This is a genomic window from Candidatus Polarisedimenticolaceae bacterium (assembly GCA_036376135.1).
Taxonomy (GTDB): Bacteria; Acidobacteriota; Polarisedimenticolia; order Polarisedimenticolales; family DASRJG01; genus DASVAW01.
Map to the genome: position 1 here is coordinate 15,634 of DASVAW010000050.1, position 18,707 is coordinate 34,340.

17 protein-coding genes are annotated in these 18,707 nt (G+C 71.6%); 7 read left to right on the forward strand and 10 right to left on the reverse strand.

Features of this window, described 5'->3' with window-relative positions; translation table 11 throughout:
• Positions 1-30 precede the first annotated feature (30 nt).
• From pdeM to VF139_04730, 5 genes are all read left to right on the forward strand, one after another.
• Positions 31-690: a ligase-associated DNA damage response endonuclease PdeM gene (pdeM, locus tag VF139_04710; protein ID HEX6850687.1), complete on the forward strand. Its 660-nt coding sequence runs from the start codon at positions 31-33 to the stop codon at positions 688-690.
• 29 nt (positions 691-719) lie between these two features.
• Entirely contained in the window at positions 720-1,673 is a 954-nt protein-coding gene (locus VF139_04715; GenBank protein HEX6850688.1) for a hypothetical protein, read from the forward strand.
• Complete coding sequence (locus VF139_04720; GenBank protein HEX6850689.1) at positions 1,670-2,806, forward strand: radical SAM protein; 1,137 nt, start codon at positions 1,670-1,672, stop codon at positions 2,804-2,806. The genes VF139_04715 and VF139_04720 overlap by 4 nt, the downstream gene beginning before the upstream one ends.
• An 85-nt stretch (positions 2,807-2,891) precedes the next feature.
• Entirely contained in the window at positions 2,892-3,803 is a 912-nt protein-coding gene (locus VF139_04725; GenBank protein HEX6850690.1) for a cation diffusion facilitator family transporter, read from the forward strand.
• Positions 3,800-4,564, forward strand: coding sequence for a ZIP family metal transporter (locus VF139_04730; protein HEX6850691.1), 765 nt, complete (start codon positions 3,800-3,802; stop codon positions 4,562-4,564). Before VF139_04725 ends, VF139_04730 begins: the two co-directional genes overlap by 4 nt.
• A gap of 63 nt (positions 4,565-4,627) precedes the next feature.
• Here the strand turns inward: VF139_04730 and VF139_04735 are convergent, their stop codons facing one another.
• The 3 genes from VF139_04735 to VF139_04745 all read right to left on the reverse strand — a co-directional run bounded on the left by VF139_04735 (position 4,628) and on the right by VF139_04745 (position 8,064).
• Positions 4,628-5,446 carry a molybdopterin-binding protein gene (locus VF139_04735; GenBank protein HEX6850692.1) on the reverse strand — a complete coding sequence of 273 codons (819 nt, stop codon included), beginning with the start codon at positions 5,444-5,446 and terminating at the stop codon, positions 4,628-4,630.
• Positions 5,447-5,517: 71 nt separating this feature from the next.
• Positions 5,518-6,711 carry a 4-hydroxy-3-methylbut-2-enyl diphosphate reductase gene (locus tag VF139_04740; GenBank protein ID HEX6850693.1) on the reverse strand — a complete coding sequence of 398 codons (1,194 nt, stop codon included), beginning with the start codon at positions 6,709-6,711 and terminating at the stop codon, positions 5,518-5,520.
• A 51-nt stretch (positions 6,712-6,762) separates the two neighbouring features.
• Entirely contained in the window at positions 6,763-8,064 is a 1,302-nt protein-coding gene (locus tag VF139_04745; protein ID HEX6850694.1) for a transglycosylase SLT domain-containing protein, read from the reverse strand.
• Positions 8,065-8,214: 150 nt separating this feature from the next.
• Here VF139_04745 and VF139_04750 point away from each other — a divergent pair, with 150 nt between their 5' ends.
• Complete coding sequence (locus VF139_04750; GenBank protein ID HEX6850695.1) at positions 8,215-9,390, forward strand: FIST N-terminal domain-containing protein; 1,176 nt, start codon at positions 8,215-8,217, stop codon at positions 9,388-9,390.
• Here VF139_04750 and VF139_04755 read toward each other — a convergent pair.
• Together VF139_04755 and VF139_04760 are read right to left on the reverse strand one after the other, a co-directional pair.
• A complete protein-coding gene (locus tag VF139_04755; protein ID HEX6850696.1) occupies positions 9,353-10,327 on the reverse strand; it encodes an RluA family pseudouridine synthase in 975 nt (324 codons plus the stop codon). The genes VF139_04750 and VF139_04755 overlap by 38 nt on opposite strands.
• Entirely contained in the window at positions 10,324-11,724 is a 1,401-nt protein-coding gene (locus tag VF139_04760) for a sodium:proton antiporter (GenBank protein ID HEX6850697.1), read from the reverse strand. Before VF139_04760 ends, VF139_04755 begins: the two co-directional genes overlap by 4 nt.
• Before the next feature lie 127 nt (positions 11,725-11,851).
• Here VF139_04760 and VF139_04765 point away from each other — a divergent pair, with 127 nt between their 5' ends.
• Positions 11,852-12,022 carry a hypothetical protein gene (locus tag VF139_04765; protein ID HEX6850698.1) on the forward strand — a complete coding sequence of 57 codons (171 nt, stop codon included), beginning with the start codon at positions 11,852-11,854 and terminating at the stop codon, positions 12,020-12,022.
• Here the strand turns inward: VF139_04765 and VF139_04770 are convergent.
• Genes VF139_04770 through VF139_04790 form a run of 5 tightly spaced genes read right to left on the reverse strand, consistent with a single transcriptional unit; the run spans position 12,005 to position 18,680 of the window.
• Complete coding sequence (locus VF139_04770; GenBank protein ID HEX6850699.1) at positions 12,005-14,059, reverse strand: chloride channel protein; 2,055 nt, start codon at positions 14,057-14,059, stop codon at positions 12,005-12,007. The two genes, VF139_04765 and VF139_04770, sit on opposite strands and share 18 nt — an antisense overlap.
• On the reverse strand, positions 14,056-14,883 hold the full coding sequence (locus VF139_04775; GenBank protein ID HEX6850700.1) for an LOG family protein: 828 nt from the start codon (positions 14,881-14,883) through the stop codon (positions 14,056-14,058). Before VF139_04775 ends, VF139_04770 begins: the two co-directional genes overlap by 4 nt.
• A 10-nt stretch (positions 14,884-14,893) precedes the next feature.
• Positions 14,894-15,778 (reverse strand): DMT family transporter, encoded by an 885-nt coding sequence (locus tag VF139_04780; protein ID HEX6850701.1) that lies wholly within the window; start codon positions 15,776-15,778, stop codon positions 14,894-14,896.
• Positions 15,775-17,160 carry a VCBS repeat-containing protein gene (locus VF139_04785; protein HEX6850702.1) on the reverse strand — a complete coding sequence of 462 codons (1,386 nt, stop codon included), beginning with the start codon at positions 17,158-17,160 and terminating at the stop codon, positions 15,775-15,777. Before VF139_04785 ends, VF139_04780 begins: the two co-directional genes overlap by 4 nt.
• Entirely contained in the window at positions 17,157-18,680 is a 1,524-nt protein-coding gene (locus tag VF139_04790; GenBank protein HEX6850703.1) for an FG-GAP-like repeat-containing protein, read from the reverse strand. The genes VF139_04785 and VF139_04790 overlap by 4 nt, the downstream gene beginning before the upstream one ends.
• Positions 18,681-18,707: the final 27 nt, after the last annotated feature.

An 18,707-nucleotide genomic window follows, 5' to 3' on the forward strand; every position in this document is an offset into this window, starting at 1 on the left:
TGTACTCCCCCGCTATCATCCTGCGCTCGAATGCCCATCGAGCCGCGGATCACGATCGCCGGGCGTCGCGCGAGGCTGCTCCCCGAGCGCGCCCTCTTCCTCGAGCGAGGGGCGACCCTTGTCGTGGCGGACGTGCACCTGGGGAAGGCGGCGGCGCTCCGCGCGGAGGCGACGGCGGTCCCCTCGGGCTCCACGACCGCCGACCTCGATCGGCTCGCGGCGTCGATCCGGCGGACCGGCGCGCGGCGCCTGGTCATCCTCGGGGACTTCCTCCACGCCAGGCAGGGGAGGCAACCCCGGACCCTCGCCGCCGCGCGCGCGTGGCGCGCCCGGCATGCGGGCCTCGAGATCGTGCTCGTGCGCGGGAACCACGACCGGAGCGCCGGGGACCCCCCCGCCGAACTGGGATTCGCCTGCGTCGACGGGCCGTTCGTCGAGGAGGGGCTCGCCTTCGTCCACGAGCCGGAGACGGTGCGCGGGGCGTACGCCCTCGGCGGACACCTGCACCCGGCGGTTCGGTTGAGAGGGCCCGCGCGGGAGCGGGCGCGGCTCGCGGCGTTCGTGTTCGGACGGCGGGTCGGCGTCCTTCCCGCCTTCGGCTCGCTCACGGGAACGGCCGTCGTCGCCCCATGCTCCGGGGACCGCGTGTACGTCGTGGCGGGGGAGTCGGTCGTGAAGGTGGGGGCGTGATACAACGCCCCGCTTCACAGGAGCCCGTCGTGATCCGATCCGCGAGCCATTCGTTCTACCCGCGCGCCGGCGCGAACCCCTGGGAGCGGCAGATCGCCGAAGCGGCCGCGCGCCTGGCGTCGGGGGAGGGGAGCGAGGCCGAGCTTCGCGCCGCGGAGGACGAGGTCGCGACCCTCGTCGTCGCCGACCAGAGCCGGGCGTTCGTGGACGTCGTCACCGACGGGCTCGTGCGCTGGGCCGACCTCGTGTCGCACCCGGTTCGCGCCCTCGACGGCGTCGCCTTCGAGCCGCGGCTCGTGGTGACGGGGACGGTGCGGCGCGGGCGCCCGATCCTCGTCCGCGAGTTCCAGGTCGCCCGAGAGGTGGGGGCGGGCCAACTGAAGATGGTGCTCCCGGGGCCCGTCACCGTCGCCCTCGCCGCGGAGGACCGCGACGACGCGGAGATCGCGGCGCTCGCGCGCGACGTGGCGGCCGCCTGGACCGCCGAGGCGCGCGAGCTCGCGGCGGCGGGGTGCCGTTTCCTCCAGCTCGACGAGCCGGTGCTCGCGGCGCGGCCGGAGCTCGCGGACCTCGTCGAGGCGACGGCCGCGCCGGTGTTCGAGGCGATGGGGGAGGGGGCGACGACGATCCTCTCGACCTACTTCGGCGATCTCGGCTCGATCGTCGAGCGCGCGGCGGGGTTGCCGGGGACGCACCTCGGCCTCGATCTCGTGATCTCCGACGCGAATTGGGAGGTCGTGGCGAAGCTCCCGAAGTCGAAGGGGGTCGTCCTCGGTTTGTTCGACGCGTCGAACCCGGAGGTCGAGGACGCGGGGGACGTGGCCGACCGGATGGCGCCGCACCGCGCGGCGCTCGACGGGCGCGACCTGATGGTGGGGCCGCAGGCGGGGCTCGAGGGACTCCCGCGCGACGTCGCGTTCGACAAGCTCCTCCACGCGCGTTACCTGGCCGAATCGCTGCGACGGGACTGGAAGGTGCGTTGAGCGTCGAGCGCCGCGGCGCGTGGACGCTCCGCCTCGGTCCGGAGGCGACGACGCTGGGGCGCGGCGACGAGGCGGTCTACACCTTCGACCTCGAGGGGAGGCCGGTCTCCTGGTGGGACGGGGAGACGACCTTCAAGCGCTCGCTCGCTTCCGACGTCCACACGCGACGCGGGGATGCGGCCGGTCGGGAGCGTCGGGTGCTCGCGCCCGGTGAGGCCCTCGACGCCTTCGGCCGGGTCCTCGAGACGGCGCGATCGTCCCCGTGGCGGCGGCTCGAGCGCCTCGAGGTCATCGCGCGCTGGACGCCCGAGACGCTCGCCGGGGAGAAGGTCCGATTCGAGGCGGCGTACCTTCCGATCAGCATCCTGCCGCCGGACCAGTACGGCAGCGTCGTGCTCCAGGCGACGTTCGGGTGCTCGTGGAACCGGTGCACCTTCTGCGGGTTCTACCAGGACCGCCCGTTCCGGGCGCGCGCGCCCGTGGAGTTCGCGGCGCACGTCGAGGCGGTCCGCGGGCTTCTCGGGCGCGGGGCGGCGTTGCGGAAGTCGATCTTCCTCGCCGACGGGAATGCGCTGCTCCTCTCGCGGGAGCGGCTCGAGCCGATGCTCGACGCGGCGGCGGCCGCGTTCCCGGGGCGACGGGTGCACGGATTCGTGGACGTCGTGACCGGCGAGCGCAAGCCGGCCGCGGAGTGGCGCGCACTGCGGGAGCGTGGGCTGACCCGAGTGCACGTCGGGGTGGAGACCGGGCACGCGCCGTTGCTCTCCTGGATGCACAAGCCCGGTTCCCCCGGGGAGGCCGCGGCGTTCGTCGGGGAGCTGAAGGCCGCGGGACTCTCCGTCGGACTCATCGTGATGGTCGGGGCGGGAGGGGATCGATTCGCCGCCGCGCACGTGTCGGAAACCCTCGCGCTGCTGTCGCGGCTCCCGCTCGGCCGCGGGGACCTCGTCTACCTGTCGCCCTTCCTGGAGCACGCGAGCTCGGTCTACGCGACGCACGCCGCGGCGGAAGGGGTTCGCGCACTGTCGGAAAGCCGGCGTGCGGCGCAATACGCCCTCCTCCGGGACGGCGCGCGCGCGGCGCTTCCCGGCGTTCGCGTGGCCCTGTACGACCTGAGGGAGTTCCTCTACTGACGGGTCCGCGGTTTTGACCGCTCCAAGACCAAGGTCAAGCCGACGGTTCCGTTCGAGGGGGCGCGTTGCGCTATCTTCCCGCATCGTGGACGAAAAGGGATTCCCGCAGCGCGCGGCGGCCTGGAGCCTCGGCGTCGCGATCGCGGTCCTCGCGCTGAAGTTCGGTGCCTGGTACTGGACGGGATCCGTCGCGCTCTACTCCGACGCGCTCGAGTCGATCGTGAACGTCGCGGCGGCGGGGGCGGCGTTCTTCGCGTTGTGGTATTCGGCCCGCCCCGCGGACGCGAACCACCCGTTCGGGCACTCCAAGATCGAGTACTTCTCCGCGGTTCTCGAGGCCGCGCTGATCGTCGTCGCCGCGTTCGCGATCATCGGCGCCGCGGTGCCGAGGTTCGACCGTCCCGTCGCCCCGGACCTGACGCCGCTGGGGATCGGACTGTCGATCCTCGCCTCCGTCGTCAACGGGACGCTGGCCGCGTTTCTCGTCCGCGCGGGGAGGCGGCATCGGTCGCCGGCGCTGATCGCCGACGGCCACCACGTCTTCACCGACGTCGCGACGTCGGCTGGGGTCCTCGTCGGACTGGCCGCCGCGTGGTTCACCGGCGCGTGGTGGCTCGACCCGATGATCGCGATCCTGGTCGCGGTCAACATCCTCTGGGTCGGCGCCCAGCTCTTCCGGAAGTCGTTCTCGGGGCTGATGGACGAGGGGCTGCCGGAGGAGGACCTCGAGCCGCTGCGCCCCGCGCTCGAGGGGGCGATGGGCGACGCCCTCGAGATCCACGCCATGCGCTCGCGCCGCAGCGGGCCGACGACATTCCTCGAGTTCGACCTCGTCGTGCCGGGGGACATGACCGTCGAGCGGGCGCACGAGATCTGCGACCAGCTCGAGTCGACGATCGCCGAGCGGATGCCGGGAGCGATCGCCGTGATCCACGTCGAGCCCGAGCATGAGGCCGCGCACGGGAGCTTCGTCGTGCGGCGACGGGAGCGGGCGTGAACGGCCTCGAGACCGGCCTGGCCGCGCAGGTCTTCTGGGCCGCTCTCGCCACCGCGATCGCGACGGGTCTCGGTGCGATCCCTTTCGCGTTCGTGCCGAAGCCCTCCCCGCGCTGGCAGTCGCTCATGCTCTCCGCGGCGGGCGGGATGATGATCTCGGCGTCGGTGTTCTCCCTGGCGAACGAAGCGCTCGATCGCGGAGAAGTCTGGGAGGTCGCGCTCGGCATCCTCGCCGGCGCGGGGTTCTTCGCGGGGACCGCGCGCTGGCTTCACGGCGGCGGTTGGACGATCGAGGGGATGACCGCGCACGAGAGCCGGCAGTCGGTGCTGATCCTCCTCGCGATGTTCATCCACAGCATTCCGGAAGGGGTCGCGATCGGCGTCGGCTACGCCACGGGGGAGATCCGGTTCGGTTTCCTGCTGGCGCTGGCGATCGCCGTCCACAACGTGCCGGAGGGGATTGCGGTGACGATTCCGCTCCGCGCGCGCGGCGTGTCGTTGTGGCGCTGCGCGGGGTACGCGGTGCTCACGAGCGCCCCGCAGCCGATCTTCGCCGTCCCGGCGTTCCTGCTCGTCCGCTGGTTCGAGCCGCTGCTCCCCGCGGGGCTCGGGTTCGCCGGTGGGGCGATGATCTACCTCGTCGCGCAGGAGATGATGCCCGAGTCCTACGAAGGGGCATCTCGGGGAGCGGTGGCATGGGCGTTCGTCCTCGGCCTGCTCGCGATGCTGATGCTCACCACCGGACTCGGCATCGGGAAGTAGAAAAGGGGTCAGGCCCCTTTTCCGATCCGAGCCTTCGCCGGAAAAAGGGGTCTGACCCCTTTTCTACTTCCCGGCGCCGCCGCCGGCGAGGGCGAGCAGCCGGCGCAATGCGCCGTCGACGAGGAGCTCGGACTCCTTGCGCGTCGGGGCGAACGCCTCGATCGAGACGACGACCGGTCCCTTGCGTTTCCCGAATCCCGCGGCGTGTGCCTTGATCCACACCCCGGGGTGCTCGCGGGCGACGCGGTCGAGCCAGGGACGCAGCGCGCTTTCGTCCTTGGTCGGGGTCTCGACCTCGCGGCGCGCCTGGACGCCGTGGGGGAGCAGCCCCTTGAGCAGCGGGAGCGCACGATCGAAGACGGAGCGGCACTCGTCGGGAAGACCGGGAAGGCACAACACCGCGGCGCCGCCGGTCCGCTTGAGCAGCACGCCGGGCGCCACCCCCTCGGGGTTCTCGATCGGCTCGGAGCCCACGAGGATCGTGCAGAGCTTCTCGCGGGCGGCGGTGAGGCCGCTGCGCTCGACCTCGCGGGAGCCTTCGAGTCGCGAGTAGGCCTTCTCGACCATCGCGCGGGCCGGGGGGCTCGGGGCGAGGGGCAGGCGGACGGCGTCGGCGACCCCGGCGAGCGTCCGGTCGTCGAGCGTCGGCCCGAGACCGCCGGTCGTGACGACGAGCCCGGCGCGGCGGACGAGCGCCTCGGAGACGGCGGCGTTCACCGCACGCTCCGAGTCGTCGACGATCGTGACCCGGTGCACGATCGCCCCGCGCAGGGACAGCTCCGCACCGATCCATGCCGCATTGTCGTCGCGGATGCGGCCGCGGAGAATCTCGCGCCCGACGACCACGATCTCGACGTGGAGCGGCTCCGATCGGTCGCGCACGACCTTCGGGGACGGCGTGGACGGCGGGCGGCGGGGACGCACGGGGCGTCGCGGCGGGCGTCGGTTCGAGATCACGCGGCGAGCCCTCGGAAGGAGGCGACGCGTCGCACGACCGCCTCGATCTCGCTGTTGGGTGTGGAGGCCCCGGCGGTCACGCCGATCGCGAGCGGGCCCGGAGGGAGCCAGCCGTGCGCGTGCGTCTCCGCGCGCGCGTGCAGGGGCTGATGGCGCAGGCGCTGCGCGGACTCGAGACACGCCGCGGTCTGGATGTGCCAGGTCGGCACCCCCTTCTCGAGTCCGATCTCGAGCAGGTGCGTCGTGTTCGACGAGTTGTAGCCGCCGATGACCAGCACGAGGTCGAGCCGGTGCGTGGAGAGCATGGCGTACAGCGCGTCCTGGCGCTCCTGCGTGGCGCTGCAGATGGTGTCGAAGGCGCGAAACCGCCGCGCCGCCTCCTCGTCGCCCCATCGATCGACGAGGGCGCGACGGACCGCCTCCGCGATCGCGAGGGACTCGCTCGAGAGCATCGTCGTCTGGTTGGCGCAGCCGATGTGCTCGAGATCGAGGTCGGGGTCGAATCCGGGCGAGCTCGCCCGGGCGAAGCGCGCCACGAAGGCCTCGCGGTCCCCCCGCCCGCGCACGTAGTCGCAGAGCACGGCGGCTTCTTCCATGTCCCGCACCACGAGATAACGCCCGGGGTCGTACCTCAGGGCGCGCGAGGCGGTCGCGCGCGTCTCCTCGTGATCGAACTTCCCGTGGATCAGCGCGGTGAACCCGTCGCGGGCGTACTTCTCGACGTTCTTCCAGACGTTGAGCACCGACCCGCAGGTGGTGTCGACGAGGATCGCGTTGCGCCCCTTGAGCCGGGCCATCATGTCGGTGGTGACCCCGAAGGCGGGGAGGATCACGACGTCCTCCGGGCCGAGCGCGTCGATCGACACCCCGGCGTCGCTCCCGTCGAGGAAGCGGATCCCCATCTCGATGAGCCGCCGGTTGACCCCGGGGTTGTGGATGATCTCGCCGGTGATGAACACCCGCCGGTCGGGGAATTTCTCGCGCGTCTCGTAGGCGTATTCGACCGCCCGGTCGACCCCGTAGCAGAACCCGAACTCCTGGGCGAGGTGGAACGTCAGGTCGCCGACCGAAAGGCGGAACCCCTCGGCGCGCATCCGCTCGACGAGCGGGCTGTGGTAGTCGCGGACGAGCTGGCCGCTGATGACCTGCTTGAGTCCGAACCCCTTGTTGACGTACCGCGGATCGCTCATGGGCCGCAAGACTATACGAACCCCCTCGCGGCGACCGCAAATGCGAGGGAATCAGCGGCTCAGCGGGATCTCCAGGCGCTCGCCGGGGCGGATCACCGCGGAGACCGTCAACCCGTTGCGGCTGACGAGCTCATCGAGCCGCACCTCATACCGGCGCGCGATCTCGGCGAGGGTGTCCCCGGCGCGGACGACGTGGAACCTGTCGGAGCGTTGCGCCTTCGCGCGGGCGGCCTTCTCGAGCGTCCCTTCCGGAAGCCAGACGTGGACGCCGCCCGGAAGGGTCGCGTTCCCCCGAACGGCGCGTTTCGTCCAGGCGGGGTTGATGGCGGCGAGCTCGCCGAGCGGGACGCCGTAACGGCGGGCGAGGGACAGCGCCGTCGCGGGGCGGTCGAGCGTCAGCCGGTCCAGCGCGTCGGGGGCGAGGATCGACAACCCCTCCGGGGGCGCCGTCTCGTAGCGCTTCGCCAACTCGAGGGCCGCGACGAAGCTCGCGTAGAAGTTCTTCGAGGCGAACCCGAAGTACTTCCCGTCGTAGTCCGAGACGATCGCCTCGAAGTCGGTTCCGAACCGCTCCTTCGCGCGCGACATCCCCTCGACGCCGTGGTTGTAAGACGTCACGGCCAAAGGCCAACTCTCGAGGCGGGCGTAGGCGGCGGCGAGGTACTTCGCCGCGCCGCGAGCGGAGGCGACCGGGTCGAGCCGCTCGTCGATCGCCGGCGTGATCGTGAGGAACTTGCGGCCGGTCGATCGCATGAACTGCCACATCCCCAGCGCGCCGACCGACGAACGTGCGTCGGCGCGGAACGACGACTCGACGTGGGGGAGGTAGGCGAGGTCCTCGGGGAGGCCCGCCGTGCGGAAGATCCGCTTGAACTCGGGGAGCCATCGTCCGCTCGCGGCGACGCCGTTCGCGAAGCGCTCGCGAAGTCCCCGCTGGGAACGGACGCGCTCCGACGCTCCGGCGATCGCCTCCGCCCCGGCGCCCTGCGTAATGACCAGCACCAGCCGCTTTTCCTCGTCGTCGAGCTCGGCGCCCGCCGCCACCTTGACCTCGACGCCGGCCAGACGCTGGGACAAGGCCTCGCGCCGCGCCTTCGCGAACTCGCGCTGGGCGTCGGAGTAGCCGTCCTCGATCGGGCCGGGGAGCGCGACGACCTCGTAGACGATCGTCGGGTGCGCGTTGTCGTGCAGCACGACGCTTCCGAGATCCCACTCCGACCACACGCGTTTCCAGAACTCCACCGACTCGGCGAGCGCGGCGGGAACGGGGAACGCCGGCGGCTCCTCCGCGCGAACCGCCGGCGCCGCGGCGAGAAGGAGGAGGAGCGGGAGCGTGAGTCGGGCTTGGTGCATCGAAGGGTCCTCGAACGACGCTCGGAAGGTACGCCGTCGCAGGCGCGGCGCGACTCCGAATATAGGAACCGCCATCCCGGCCCGCAATGGAAAACGCGGAAGAAGCCGACCTCATGGCGAAGCCGGCGACGGCTTTCTAGACTCCCCGCGATGCTCAAGGCGGGGGTGGGGCTGTCGACGGCGACGGACGGTGCGTTCGCAGCCGCCGAGGCGGTGGAACGCGCGGCGATGTCGCTCGGGGAACGCCCCGACCTGTGCATCGCCTTCGTCAGCGGCGACCACGCCGACGAGCTCCCCGACATCCTCGCCACCCTGACCGCCGGATCCGGCACCCCCTACGTCGTCGGCTGCTCGGCCGCAGGGGTCGTCGCGGAGGGGCGCGAGATCGAAAACGAGCCCGCCGTGGGGGTCCTCGCCCTCGCGTCCGATTCGATGCGGGCCACTCCGTTCCTGTTTCGCGACGCGGGCGACCAGGGGCTGACGGCGGGGATCCACCTCGGACAGCGGCTGATCGGTTCGCGCGGGAAGGACGACCTTCTCCTCGTGTGGCCCGACCCCTACCGCATGCACCCCGGACGGCTCCTGCACGGGCTCGACGCGACGTTGGGGGGTGTGGCGGTGGCGGGGGGCGCGGCGTCGTCGTCGCGGGATTTCCCGGCCACCTTCCAGTTCAGCGGGACCGAGATGTCCTCGGCGGCGGTGTCGGGGGTCCGAATCGGCGGCCGGGTGCGCAGCCGCGTGATCGTCGCGCAGGGGTGCCGGCCGGTCGGGGGGCCGCTGCGCGTCACCCGGGCCGACGGGAATCTCCTCTACGAGCTCGACGGCCGGCCGGCGCTCGACCGCCTGCGCGAGGTCGTCCCCGAGGACCTGTTCGACGATCCGGAGTGCGCCCTGCATGCCGTGTCGGTGGCGCTCCTGCCGGAGAACGGAGGGGCGGTGCTGTCCCCCGGGGAGTACCTCGTCCGGAACATCGTCGCCGCCGACCCGGAGTCCGGGGCCCTCGGCGTCGCGGACGTCGTGGAGGAGGGTCAGTCGGTCGTCTTCGCGGTTCGCGAGCCCCACGCGGCCCGCGCCGAGCTCGAACGTTCGGTGGCGAGCCTCCGCGCGGATGGTGGAACGGGAGACTGGGCGTTCGGCCTCTACTTCGACTGCGTCGCGCGGGGACGCTCGCTCTACGGGAAGCCGGATGTCGACGCCGGCATCCTGAGCTCGGCGCTCCCGGGGCTTCCCATCCTCGGCTTCTTCTGCAACGCCGAGATCGCCCCGCTGCGCGGCATCAACCAGCTGTTCACCTATACCGGCGTGCTGGTGCTCGTCGGGGCCTGACCGGCTCGTCCGGCGGGCGGCGCAGCGCGGCGAGGAGCTCGCGGAAGTCCCGTGGCGGCTCCGACTGGAAGACGAGCGACTTCCCCGAAGGGCTCGCGAAGCCGAGCCGATACGCATGAAGCGCCACCCGCGCGATCCGCGGGGAAGGACGGCCGTAGGCGACGTCCCCGACGAGCGGGTGCCCCACCGCCGCGAACTGCACGCGGATCTGGTTGCGCCGGCCGGTCTCCAGGCGCACTTCGACGAGCGTGGCGTCCGTGAATCGTTCGAGGACGCGATACGTGCAGGCGGCGTCGCGTCCCTCGGCCCCTTCGGGAACCGTGTGCACCTTCAGGCTCTTCGGGTTCTCCGCAAGCCGGTGCTCGAGGCGCCCGCGGTCCTTGTCGAGCCGCCCCTCGACCACCGCAAGATAGACGCGCTCGGGGCGCCCGCGGGCGAACTCCGAGCGGAGCGCGGCACGGGCGGCCCCGTGACGGGCGAAGGCGACGAGCCCCGAGGTGTAGCGATCGATCCGGTGCACCGCCTCGAGCGAGATTCCCTTCAAGCCACGCTTGCGGTAGTGGTGCTCGAGCCGCTCGAGCAGGGAGATGCCCTTGTCCGTGGGGGCCGGAACCGTGAGAACGCCCGGGGCTTTCTCCACGACGGCCACGTCGTCGTCCTCGTGGACCACGCGGAACCCCGGTCCCTTGAGCGCGGCGGCGCGAGGGGCCTTGTAGCGACGCGCCGGGTCCCACGACGCTTCGACGACGTCCCCCGGAGACAGCCGGTGGTCGGCGCGGGTCGTCGTGGTCCCGTTCACGCGGGCGAGCCCCGAGGCGACGATCCCCTTGGCGTCGGCGTGGCTCAGCCCCGCCGCGTCGTGCAACGCCTTCGCGACGGTCAGCCCCTTCGCATCCGGGGGGCAGAGGAACCGCAGGCGTCGTTCGGATGCGCTCACGAGAAGAACACCCAGGTCGCGATCGCGAAGATCGGGATCAGGATCGGAAGGGTCCAGCGGAGGATGTAACCGAAGAACGAGGGCATCTCCACGCCCGACTCCTCGGCGATCGACTTCACCATGAAGTTCGGCGCGTTGCCGATGTACGTGTTCGCCCCCATGAAGACCGCCCCCGCGGAGACCGCCTCGAGCCCGTAGGGATGCTCCAGCACGAGGCGGGCGATCGCCTGGGCCTCAGGAACTCCGGGGTAGATGCGCCCGATCTCCAGCGTGAGGAACGCGAGGTAGGTCGGTGCGTTGTCGAGGAACGACGACAACGTCCCCGTCGCCCAGAAGTAGTGTGCCGGCGTCTCGACGAGCTTCAGGAGGGCTCCGAGCGGACCCGATTCCCCCGCCCGAAGGATCGCGAGGGCCGGGATGATCGTCGTGAAGATCCCCAGGAAGAGGATCGCGACCTCGCGCATGGGTTCCCATGTGAACCCGTTCGCCTCGCGCAGCTCCTTTCGCGTCGTCCGGAGCGACGCCACGGCCATCGCGAGAATGACGGCGTCGCGAACGAGTCCCGACACCGACAGGTGCACGCCGAGGACGTCCAACTCCCCGGCATCCCAGATCCCCGACAGCAGGACCGCGCCGACGATCCCCGCGAGGAAGACGAGGTTGTGCAGGCCGTCGACGCGGAAACGGGCGTGGGCCGCCGACTCCTCGATCGGGACCTGCGCGATCCCCCCTTCGCGCCGCTCCTTGCGGTACAGGAGGAGGTCGACGACGAGGAACGCGGCGAGGGTCAGCCCCCCCACGAAGGCGAACAGCGGGGTCATGAACAATGTCCAGAAGAACGGCACGCCGCGCAGGAACCCCAGGAATAACGGAGGGTCGCCGAGGGGGGTGAGACAACCGCCGATGTTCGACACGAGGAAGATGAAGAAGACGACCACGTGGACCTTGTGGCGCCGTACCTCGTTGGCCCGCAGCAACGGCCGGATCAGGAGCATCGACGCGCCGGTGGTGCCGATCCACGAGGCGAGCAGGGCGCCGAAGGCGAGGTAGGCCGTGTTGAAGGCCGGGGTCCCGGCGAATCGTCCCCGGACCACGATCCCGCCGGCCACGGTGTACAGGCCGAAGAGGATCAGGACGAACGGCAGGTAGTCCGCCAGCAGGATGTGCAGGATCTCGTACCCCGCACGGCCGCGATAGGCGACCACGAAGGGAACCGCGAGGAGCAATCCCCAACCGATGGCGATCTTCGGGTAGTGGTGGTGCCAGAACCGGGGGAACAGCAGCGGCCCGAGCGCGATCGAAAGGAGCATGCCGACGAATGGGATGGCGCTCCAAATCGGCAGAATCTGTCCGAGCTCGACACCGGAACCGCCCGCGGCAGCCAGGACGGACGACATGCGCACTCCTAGTTTTTAATTCCTAAATTCAATGACGAATTGCGATATTGCGGATCACCCCCCGGCACCGTACTCTACATCGCAGTTGCAGGACGGGGTCGAAGCCGAACCCGACGGAGGTCTCGCGATGCCGACGAAACGTGCCTACGAAAAACCCCAGATGACCGCGTATGCGGTGAAGGACATCGTCGAGCAGATCGGGCCCGCCCAGGCCGCCGGCGCCAGCGGAACCGTCGACACGAAGCCGTTCAGCGAGTCCACCCTGACCGGACGCTCCGGCTCAAACTTCCGGCGCTAGCCGGTCGAGGGCCGCAGCCGGGCCGAGAAGCACCACCGCATCCGTTTCTTCCAGCCGCAGGTCGGGGGGCGCAGGGGAGATCTCCTTCGGTCCGTCGGCCGTTTCCTTGCGGATCGCCAACACGAAGACGCCGTGGCGCCCGTACGGGTCGGCCTGCTGCAGGGTCTGACCGAGCCACCCCTCCGGCGGGCGGATCTCGCGGATCGTCAGGTCTCCCGAGCGACGACTCCCGACCTCGGGAGACGGGACGCGCGCCCCGAGGTACTGCGCGAGGACCATGCGCCGTCGCAGGACCTCGCGATCGAGGGCCTGCACGACGTCCCGGCGGGCCACCGTGCCGACGAGCTGATCGGGGTCGTCGGTCGCGACGACCGGCAGTTGCGCCAGCTCGAGCTGCGAGAAGCGCCGGAGCACCTCGTCGAGCGGGGTCCGAGGCGTGACGCGCGCCACGTCCCGGACGAGATCGGAGGCGACGAGACTCTCCCGTAACGCCGCTTCCCCGGCGACCTGGAAGGCGTCCCGCAGGTCGATCGCGCCGACGAGCCGCCCGTCGATCCCGAGGACGTAGATTGCGGTCTGGCGGCTTTGCGAGAAGCGGTCGAGGACCTCGCGCAGCCTCGCATCGACCCGCACGGTGAGCGGGTCGGTCCGGACGAGATCCTCCGCGCGCAGCGACGCGATCGCCATCTGCTCGAAGGCCACGTCGAAATCGACCCCGCGTCGACGGAGCGCTTCCGTGTAGATCGAGTCCCTGCGCAGCTGCCGCGCGACCCAGGTCGCGGTCGTGGTGACGAGCGCCAGCGGCATCACCGCCCCGTAGTTCTGGCACATCTCGAAGACGATGATCAGCGCGGTGATCGGCGCGAAGGTCGTCGCGGCGATCGCCGCGCTCATGCCCCCCAGCGCCCAGAAGACCGGGGAGACGGCAAGCCCCGGGAAGAGGGCGTCGATCCCGAGTCCGTACAACGCCCCGCTCGCCGCTCCGACCAGCAACGCCGGGGTGAAGACGCCCCCGGAGCCCCCCGATCCCAGCGACACGGCGGTCGCGATGATCTTGGCGAGCGCGAGCGGCAGGAGGACCTTGGCCGCGATGCTCCCGCTGAGGACCTCCCGCACCCCGTCGTAGCCGTTCCCCCAGACCTCGGGGATCCAGGCCGCGACGAGCCCGACGATCGCCCCGCCGAGGGCCATGCGCGCCCAGATCGGGAGTCTGAGCTTCGCAAACGTCTTCTCGGAGGCCTCGATCGCGCCCCGCAAGACGAGTCCCGCCCAGGCGACGAGCGCGCCGAGCAGGGCGAACAGCGGGAGGGAGAGGAGCGTCGGCGCGTGCTCGGCGGGGACGGGGTAGAGCGGCCCCGACCCGAAGAACCCCCACGAGACCATCGTCGAGGTGACCGCCGCGAGGACGACGGGCCCGAAGATCTCGAGGGCGAAGTTCCCGTGCACCACCTCCATGACGAACATGGCCGCGCCGATCGGCGCGTTGTAGGCGGCGGCCATCCCGGCGGCGACGCCGCACCCGATCAGCACGCGCCTCCGCTCGACGGGGACCTGCAGGGCCGACCCCAGCCGCGATGCGGCCGATGCGGCGATCTGGACGATCGGCCCCTCGCGGCCCACCGAGCCCCCGGTGGCGTTGAGCAGCACCGATCCGAACGACGCCTTCAGCGACCGCGCGAGGTCCAGGCGCGCGGTCCCCTTCAGCGAGACCGCTTCCATGATCTCGGAGGTCCCCTCGCCGCCGCCGGCCTTCCCGCGGCGCAGGTACCAGGCGAGCAGCCCCGCGGCGAGGCCCCCCGCGGCGGGGGCGAGCACGATCATCGGAAGGCCCAGCCCGCGCGCGACGGCGAGCGGCTCGTCGGCGCTCGAGAACGCCAAGGACTGGATCGCGAGTCCGCCCGAGCGCACGGCGAGCGCCGCGAGGGCACCGAGCCCCCCGGCCGCGACGACGAGCGCGACCGACCAGCCCCGCTCGTCGGTGCGGAAACGTCTCCGCGTCCACAGGAGCGGCCGCAGGAGGTCGCGAGGACGGATCACGCGTCCCGCAATCCGGAGGCCGGAGGCTCCGGGGGCTCGGACTCGAGGTAGAGCCCGGACAGCTGCGAGCTGAGGTGATCGAAGGCCTCGTCGACCGAGTCCACCACGCGGAACAGCCCGAGGTCGCCGGGGGAGATCGTCCCCCACGCGACGAGGGCGTCGAGGTGCAGCACGTCGTTCCAGAACTCCCGCCCGTAGAGGACGATCGGCATGCGTTTGGCGCTCTTTCCGGTCTGGACGAGGGTGAGCAGCTCGAACAACTCGTCCATCGTCCCGAAGCCGCCCGGAAACACCACGAGTGCCTTGGCGAGGTAGACGAACCAGAACTTCCGCATGAAGAAGTAGTGGAACTCGAAGCCGAGCTCGCGCGTGATGAAGCGGTTCATCGTCGGTTCGTTGGGCAGACTGATGCCCAGGCCGATCGAGATCCCCGCGGCTTCCGACGCGCCGCGGTTCGCCGCCTCCATGATCCCCGGGCCGCCGCCCGAGCAAACGATGAAGCGCCGGGTCGTCCGCGACAGTCCCTTCGACCACTCGGTCATCCGGCGCGCGAGCACCCGCGCGTCTTCGTAGTACCGGGACAGCTTGACGGCGCGCTCGGCGGCGGCCGTGGCCGAGGGATCGCCGGACTCGCGTGTCCTCTCGAGTTGCTCGCGTGCCTCATCCGGAGGAAGCGTCCGCGCCGAGCCGAAGAAGACGACCGTGTCCTTGACGCCGTAACGCGCGAATCGCGCCTGCGGCTCGAGGTACTCGCTGAGGATCCGCAAGGTCCGCGCCTCGCGGCTGCTCAGGAACTCCATGTTCTTGTATGCCTTGTCCACCATGGTGGGCGCATTATGCGCGACCTGCGGCGCGTTGGACGAGGGCGACTCCCGCAAGGGCCAGGGCGCCCCCCAGGATCGCGTGAAGTCGGATCGACTCGCCCAGCAAGAGCGCCGCGGAGGCGACGGTGACCAGCGGCTGCAGGTACTGGAACGAGGTCAGCGTCCCGGGCTCGAGTCGCTCGAGGGCGGTGGCCCAGCAGATCCACCCCGCGGCGGTGCAGCCGACACCGAGATAGACGAGCGCCGCCCAGGCGCCGGCGCCCGCGCGGACGAACTCGCCGGGGTCGCCGAGAAGCAGGAACGCACCCGCCAGCAGCGGCGTCCCGATCGCGAGGGTGCGAAGGGTGATCGCGATCGGCGAGCGACGCGCCAGCAGACGCCGGGCGACGAGGGTGTAGACCGCCCAGTTGAGCGCGGAAGCGAGGATCAGCAGATCCCCGCGCGTCGCCGGAAGGGCGAGGGAGGCCCCCCGCGAGGCGACGACGATCAAGGCCCCGGAGAGGCCGACGGCCGTCCCCGCGATCTTGGCGAGCGGGAAACGCTCCCCGAGGAACGCGGCGGAGAGCACCGCCGTGAACAGCGGGATCATCGTGACGAGCCACCCGGAGTTCTGCACCGTCGTCCAGAGCAGGGCCTGCGACTGCAGCCAGGTCTGCGCCACGACCCCCATCAGGGCGAGCAGCAGGAGCGTCGGCCCGTCGCCGCGCGCCGGACGGTCCGACCGCACGGGGAGCAGGGGCGCGGCGATCGCGATCGCCGCCATGGCGAGCGCCGCGCGCCCGAAGGTGATCGTGACGGGGCTGAAGGCGGCGAGGGCGATCTTGGCCGCGGCGAACGACGTTCCCCAGAGGAAGACGGGGACCAGGGCGAACAGCCACGTCGACCGACGGTTCACGGGGCACGTTTCGGAGCGATGATCCGGATCGTCGATCCGGAGGCCACGATCACCTCGGGGGCCGCGTCGCCGTCGATGTCCTCCACCCGGACGCCGGTGCCCCCGCCGACCGGTCCTCCGTCCACCCCCGACGCTCCGATCGAGATCGAGAACCCGCCGCCGCCCCCGGGATCGCCCGCCGGCACGTCCAGGTACGGCCTCGGCTCGACGACGCGCCGGCCGTCGGCGGTGGCGCGCCCGCGAAACGCCTTGAGGCGCGCACCGGCGACGAGCGCGAGGTCGGGCACGGCGTCGCCGTCCAGGTCCCGATCGAAACCGAGCCATCCGGGGGAATCCTCGTCGAGGCCGACCTCCGTGCGGCGCGCCGGCCCGAACCCCCCCGCGCCGTCCGCGAGCCGGACCTCGACCGCCGCCTTCACCGATCGAAGGCCCTTCCAGTAGGCGATCGCGAGGTCGTCCCGTCCGTCGCCGTTCAGGTCGCGGGTCACGAACGTCGCCGGCTGCCAGAGGTTCATGTCCGTCTCGGAGGCCAGGCGCGCCTCGACGCCGGCCCGCGTGCGGTCGGAGCGGAGCGGGAAGACGCGAAGGCGTTTCTCCCCGAATACCTCGAGCTTCGTCGCGTCCATCGTCGTGACGACGGCGTGCGGTTCGCCGTCGAGCGTCACGATCGCGCTGTCGAGCACGCGCTCGGGGGAAGGGAGCCGGCCCCAGCAGGTCTCGAAGGCGGGCGGCCAGGCCGTCGCGTCGGCGGCGTAGATCCTCACGCGCTCGAGGCCCACCGCGACGGGGGGGGTCACCAGGCGGCCGGCGATCGCGACAAGGGGGAGGGAGACGACGTTGAGGCCGTTGGATGCGCGGCGCACCTCCACCGGGATGGCCGCCTCGGGGAGCCGGGTCGTCCCGGACGCGTCCACCCGCCAGGCGACGAGCGATCCCGGTCCGGCGGCGAGGACGAGCGGCGCGCCGTCGAGTGCGCGGTCGAACCGGATCCCTCGGTTCGTGCGCAGCGCCGGGTCGGTGATCCACGGCACCCATCGCGGGGTCTCGGTCGGGTCGAGGCGGTCGATCGCCCCTTCGCGCGAGGCGACGAGGGTCGTGGCCGTCCCGGCGCCAAGGCGCGGCGCGAGGACCGTCGCCTCCCGGGGAAGGGGAGGCGCCGCCAGCGGAGACACTCCCGGCCGCGCAGGGTCGAGGGAGAGGCGGAGCAGCCGCTGCTCTCCGCCGGGATCCTGGCGGACGACGAGGACGATCTCGCGACGGCCGTCGGCCGCTTCGGTCGGAAGCCACGCGACGATCGTTCCCTCGACTTGCGCTTCGAGGATCGACGCGCCCGGGACCTCCGTCCACGCCGGCGCCGCCGCCAGGAGGATCGCCGCGATCATCGCGCCCCTCCGCTCAATCGAAGCTCGAGCCGCGCGGGGGTCGAAGCGACGGCGTCGCTCGCCTCGAGCAGTCGCGTGACCGCGAGGTCGTCGCGGCCGTCGCCGTCGAGGTCGGCGATGCGCACGAGCGCGAGATCCTCGATCGGGCCGTCGAGTCGGATCTCGACGTCGGGACGGGCGGGGTAGGTCGCTCCGTCCCTTCCGCGATGGACGGTGACCGTCGAGCCCCGGCCGAGGTGGACGAAGTCGATCCTCCCGTCGCCGTCGAAGTCTCCCGCGAACTGCGCGATCCGTCCGAGTCGCAGGTCGTTGAGGTCGAAGGTCAGCTTCTCGGAGAGATCGAGCCCCTTCACCTCCCGGAAGGCGAGTCCCGGACCCTGGCTCCAAACGCCGAAGTCGAGCTCGATCGAGATCCGCTTGGAGGTGAGCACGCGCACCGCCTGGAATAGCGAGAAGTCCAGGCGCACCGCGACGAGGTCCTTGCGGGAGTCGCCGTCGAGATCGCGGAAGGAGGGACCGCCGCCGAATTCCTCCCCGTCGCCCGTCCATCCCGCGGCGGTGAACTCCGCCGCCGGAGTCCCGTCGACCTTCCCGTCGCGGACACGGTGGATCCGGTAACGGAATCGGGGCTCCTTCGCCTGCTTCAGGTCGCCCCGATCGGTGTCGATCGCCTCGGCGGTCACGACCTCGGCGCGGCCGTCCCCGTCCAGGTCGCCGAAGTGGGCGAGGTTCCGCCCCTCCGGTCGCGGGCGCTCCTCCTTCCGGTCGCGGGGCCGCGTGGCCGGGGGCGCCGGCTGTCGCAACTGGGCGCCGGCGAGGTCGATCGGCGCGAGGCTTCCGAATCGGCATTCCCCGAGTCCGCGGGCGACGTGGAGGCTGGGACGGCCGTCGAGCCCCGTCCCGCGGAGCACCAGGTCGAGGCGGCGATCGCCGTCGACGTCCTCGAAATCGGGGAGGGGGTAGAAGCGGACCAGGGTGCCCTGGTCCCGGGCGCGGTCTCCGGGAAGCAACGCCCGGAATGCCGGGGCGGACCCGAATCCGCCGTTGCCGCCCCGGTGGATCTCGAGTCCCTCCGCTCCGGGGAACACGAGGTCGGGGACGTCGTCCGCGTCGAGGTCGCTGACGAATCGGAGCCCCGGAAGGAGCTCGCGGCTCCCGTCGAACACTCCCGCGGCGCGGAGCAGCGGCGTGCGTTCGAGGCGTGGCTCCGGCTCGGCGACGTACCGCAACGCGTCGACGCCGCCGTCGCCGAGGAGCACGACGCCGGTTCCGGGGGGACCCGCCGCAGCCGCGTGCACGTCGATGCCGAGATCGAAGGGGGGCGCCGCGGGGACGTACCCCCCCTCGCGTGCGAGGAACGCCCGGGCCTCCCGTCGCTCGAACACCGCCGGGACGATCTCGGTGATGGAGACGGCCGCCTCGACCCGATCCGAGGAGATCTGCCCCCAGGAGGTGAACGCCAGGACGACGACGAGGTCCCGCCGCGCGTCGCCGTCGAGATCGACGGAGAGCAACGCCACCGGCGGGGCGGGCAAATCGAGCCGGAC